This is a genomic window from Salinicola sp. (assembly GCF_982684285.1).
On sequence record NZ_CEXLVS010000031.1, the window covers coordinates 1 to 4,580 of the forward strand.

The window sequence follows — 4,580 nt, forward strand, 5'->3', positions numbered from 1 at the left end:
CGAGTCTGCCAAGAGCTTCAAGGAGAAGGGCGTCTACAAGCACCTGCTGACCGGTGTCTCGTTCATGCTGCCGATGGTGGTGGCGGGCGGGCTCTGCATCGCGCTCTCGTTCGTGTTCGGGATCAAGGCCTACGAGCAGGAAGGGACGCTGGCGGCGGCGCTGATGCAGATCGGGGGCGGTACCGCCTTCGCCTTGATGGTGCCGGTGCTGGCCGGCTATATCGCCTACTCCATCGCCGACCGTCCGGGCATCGCGCCAGGGATGATCGGCGGGATGCTGGCCTCCACCCTGGGGGCCGGTTTCATCGGCGGGATCCTCGCGGGCTTCCTGGCCGGCTACTCGGCCAGGGCGGTGACGCGCTACGTCAAGCTGCCGGCCAGCGTGGAGTCGCTCAAGCCGATCCTGATCATCCCGCTGTTGGCGAGCCTGTTCACCGGGCTGGTCATGATCTACGTGGTCGGCACCCCGGTGGCGGCGCTGCTGTCGACATTGACCACCTTCCTCAACAACATGGGGTCGACCAACGCGGTCCTGCTGGGCGGGCTGCTCGGCGCGATGATGTGCTTCGACCTGGGTGGGCCGGTCAACAAGGCAGCCTATACCTTCGGGGTGGGGCTGCTGTCGACCGAGACCTACATGCCGATGGCGGCGATCATGGCCGCGGGCATGGTGCCGCCCATCGGCATGGGGCTGGCCACGTTCCTGAGGCGCAGCCGGTTCGCCCAGGCCGAGCGAGAGGCGGGCAAGGCGTCGTTCGTGCTGGGCCTCTGCTTCATCAGCGAGGGGGCGATTCCCTTTGCCGCCAAGGATCCGCTGCGGGTGATTCCGATCTCGATGCTCGGCGGTGCGGTGACCGGGGCGCTTTCGATGTGGTTCGGCGTCAAGCTGATGGCACCCCACGGCGGTCTGTTCGTGCTGCTGATCCCGAACGCGGTCAACCTGGCGCTGCTCTACCTGCTGGCCATTGCCGCCGGCTCGGTGATCACCGGGGTCGGCTACGCACTGCTCAAGCGTGGCGAGGCGGATACGGTGCCGGTCGCCCCGGCCCCGCCCGACACCGCCGGGGTGAGTCGCCAGGCGTCCTGATTCGTGAAAGTGGGTATCGCGACCTACGTTGGTGGATGACAAGAGCACATGTTGCCTAGCGGAGGTCGCAATGAAGATTCACTGGCAGGGCGATCGCCTGGCCGTCGCCGAGGGCGACATCACCCGGTTCGAGGGCGATGCCATCGTCAATGCCGCCAACAAGAGCCTGCAGGGCGGTGGCGGTGTCGATGGGGCGATTCACCGCGCGGCAGGCCCGGAGCTGCTCGAGGCGTGCCGGGAACTGCGGCGCACGGTCTGGCCGGACGGATTGCCCGTCGGTGAAGTGGCGATGACGCCCGGTTTCAAGCTGCCGGCGCGTCACGTCATCCATACGGTCGGGCCGGTATTCGCCAAATCGGAAGATCGTTCCGAACTGCTGGCCGACTGCTACCGTAACGCCTTGCATCTCGCCGCCGAGCATCGGTTCGAGCGGCTGGCGTTCCCGGCCATCTCGACGGGCATCTACGGCTATCCGGCCGACGCGGCCGCTGGCATCGTGGCGGAGGTGATGCGCGAGCGGTTGCCCACGCTGCCCCGCCTGGAAGTGACGCTGGTGTTCTTCTCGGCGAGGGACGCCGAAGGCTTCCTGAAGAGCGCTTCCCTGTAGGCGCCGAAGGAAGAAGCGCTACGGCAGGGGGAGGGCCTCCCTCGTTTCCCGAGGCCGGCCGACCGCTGGCCTCACTCTTCCGGCTGGTACTTGTAGCCGACCCCGTAGACCGAGCGGATGATGTCCCGTTCCGGCCAGACGTCGGCGATCTTGCGGCGCAGTTTCTTGACGTGACTGTCGACGGTGCGCTCGGAGACGATGCGGTGGTCGCGGTACATGTGGTCCATCAACTGGTCGCGGGAGAATATCCGGCCCGGACTGTGCATCATCACCTTGAGCAACTGGAACTCGACGGCGGTGAGATTGAGGTCCTCGCTCCCCGCCATGGCGCGCCAGCCATCCTCGTCCAGGGTCAGGTGGTCGCCTTCGCTGCCGGCGTCGTCCGCACTCGTGATGCCATGGCTGCGGCGGAGCACGGCCTTGACGCGCGCCACGACCTCCCGGGGACTGAAGGGTTTGCAGATATAATCGTCGGCGCCCAGCTCGAGCCCCAGCAATCGATCCACCTCCTCGACCCGTGCGGTCAGCATGATCACCGGTATGGCGGGGAATCGCTCGCGAATCTGGCGGCACAGCGTGAGGCCGTCGGTACCGGGCAGCATCAGATCGAGCAGCACCAGCATCGGCTGGTTCTCCTCCAGCCACTCCATGACGGCGTTGCCGTGGTCGATATGATCGGAGGCATAGCCGCTCTTCGACAGGTAGTCGGCGACCAGGCGGGCGATCTTGGGTTCATCCTCGACGATCAGAATGGTGTCGTTCATCAAACCGGCTCCCTATCGATTGGTATGGCTGCCGTCGCTGCTGGCTGCCTTCCCGGCGGGAAGGCAGGGCTCGGCCGAGGATTCAGCGGGCAGGTCCAGCGGAAATGCCAGCGTCCAGCGCAATCCGCCCAGTGGCGAAGCGGAAGGTGTCAGTACGCCGCCCTGGGCCTCGATCAGCGCTCGGGCGATGGAGAGGCCCAGCCCGCTGCCGCCGCTACGGCGGTTGCGTGAGCCTTCCACCCGATACAGTCGTTCGGTCAGACGCGGCAGTTCGTCGGCCGGCACCCCCGGCGGCGTATCCTCCCAGATCACTTCCGCCTTGTCGTGACGTTGCCGCAGCATGACGCGCAGCGTGCCGGGGCCGTCGGTGTAGGCAATGGTGTTGGAGAGCAGGTTGTCCCACAGTTGGCGCAGGCGCTGGCTGTCGGCGCGTACCCATACGGGCACGGTGTCGAGTTCAAGGGTCAGGCCGTGGCTCTCCAGGCGCGGTTCGCTGTCCTCGAGCCGCTGAACCAGTGACTCCTCGAGATCCACCGGAACCAGGTGCATGTCCAGCGCGCCGGCGTCGCTCTGGGCGAGCAGGCGCAGATCCTCGACCAGATGCCCGAGCTGGTCGACCTCCTGTTGCAGCGACCCCAGATTGTCCGGCGACAGTGGCCGCACGCCATCCTGCATGGCTTCGATCTCGCCGCGCAGCACCGCCAGCGGCGTGCGCAGTTCATGAGCGATGTCCGCGACCCAGCGCTGCCTCGCGCGCCGGTTGGCCTCCAGCGTTTCGGCCAGCTGATTGAAATCTGCGGAGAGGCGCGACAGCTCGTCGCGACCGCGCTCGGACAGGCGCACGCTGTAGTCCCCCAGGGTCAGTCGCCGGGTCGCCAGCGTCATGAAACGGGCGCGGCGCCCCAACCACCAGGCCAGCCCACCCGCCAGCAGCAGCGAGGTGAGAAACAGCGAGCCGACGATGATCGTGAGGTTGCGCTGCTGGCGCTCGAGGAATATCTGGTCCATGCGCGCCATGAGGCGTTCCGGGGGGAGATAGCCAAGTTGCCCCACCAGCTTGTCGCCGCTGCGGATGGGAACGAAGTGCGGCTCCGGCGGTGGCGGAATGTCCAGATCGAGATCCTGGGGGGGCGGCTTGAGCAGGGGTTCGCCGATGACGGGGTTGCTCAACTCGTCGAGCAGCACGTAGCCGCGGGCGTCGGACAGCTGTCGATCGATCCCGGTCGGAGGGTGGCGGTCGCTCGACCATAGCTGGCTGCGGACCAGGCTTTGCCAGGCGCGGGGATTGTCGCGCAGCCACTGCCAGCTCCCGCGTTGCGTCCACTGCTCTCCCAGTGCGTTGGCCAGGGTCTCGGCGCGTGTCGACTGGCTGCGTTCCAGATAATTGACGAACCCCTCGTCCAGGCTCCTCGAGACGAACACGAACACCAGGCCGCTGATCAGCACATTGGTGACCAGGATGATGGCGAAAAGCTTGAAGCTCAGGCGTGACAGCCGCGGCCAGTCACGTCGACTGCTGAGCGATAGAGACATAGGGGCAGGCTTTTTCACGTATGGTGACGGTCCCTAAGTGTGGCGCAACGCATGGCAGTGACGGTTCAGGCAATCGGCAAAGATTGTGGAGATTGTCGCACATGCCGCTGTTCTTCGAACTGCCGGCTCCGGGCTGCCTGCCCCGGTGCGTCGGGTTCGGGGCACGGTAGAGCGCGGCTTCGACATCAGGCGTCGTCGCTTCGGGATAGCCGTCGCTCGCCCCAGACGAAGTCAATCGCCCAGTGGGGCTGGTCGGCGGCGTCGAAAGATGCCCACAGTTCGGTGAACGTGAGTCCGCTGACCGGGTGCCGGTGCGTCGGCAGAAGCTCCGCCAGCGGATGAAGAACGAAAGCATAGCGGTCGATGTCTTCCCGCGGTAGCCGACGAGTGCCGTCGCCCTCGACGCTGTCGCCCCACAGCAGCAGGTCGATGTCCAGCGTGCGGGCGACGAACTTGGCCGGGCCGGCCGGGCGGCCGTTATCCCGTTCGATCGCCTTGCAGTGACGATCGATCGCCGCCGGGGAGAGTTCGGTCTCGAAGGCCACTACCATGTTGTAGAACGGGCGCTCGTCGTCGAAACCGCCCGCCG

5 protein-coding genes are annotated in these 4,580 nt (G+C 66.4%); 2 read left to right on the forward strand and 3 right to left on the reverse strand.

The genetic code is table 11. From position 1 onward, the window contains the following. Both AC3AYF_RS04535 and AC3AYF_RS04540 read left to right on the forward strand, forming a co-directional pair. The coding region (locus tag AC3AYF_RS04535; RefSeq protein WP_487779445.1) for a fructose-specific PTS transporter subunit EIIC at positions 1-1,087 on the forward strand (1,087 nt) is incomplete at its 5' end. Between the two features lie 70 nt (positions 1,088-1,157). Continuing rightward, positions 1,158-1,694: an O-acetyl-ADP-ribose deacetylase gene (locus AC3AYF_RS04540; RefSeq protein ID WP_295037043.1), complete on the forward strand. Its 537-nt coding sequence runs from the start codon at positions 1,158-1,160 to the stop codon at positions 1,692-1,694. A gap of 71 nt (positions 1,695-1,765) precedes the next feature. On the opposite strand, the gene AC3AYF_RS04545 is transcribed toward AC3AYF_RS04540, so the two are convergent. The 3 genes from AC3AYF_RS04545 to folK form a co-directional block, all read right to left on the reverse strand. Next, positions 1,766-2,458: a response regulator gene (locus tag AC3AYF_RS04545; RefSeq protein WP_295037042.1), complete on the reverse strand. Its 693-nt coding sequence runs from the start codon at positions 2,456-2,458 to the stop codon at positions 1,766-1,768. 12 nt (positions 2,459-2,470) lie between these two features. After that, complete coding sequence (locus AC3AYF_RS04550) at positions 2,471-3,991, reverse strand: ATP-binding protein (protein WP_295037039.1); 1,521 nt, start codon at positions 3,989-3,991, stop codon at positions 2,471-2,473. 185 nt (positions 3,992-4,176) lie between these two features. Further along, positions 4,177-4,580, reverse strand: a 404-nt coding sequence (folK, locus tag AC3AYF_RS04555) for a 2-amino-4-hydroxy-6-hydroxymethyldihydropteridine diphosphokinase (protein WP_487779446.1), incomplete at its 5' end; no start/stop codon positions are given.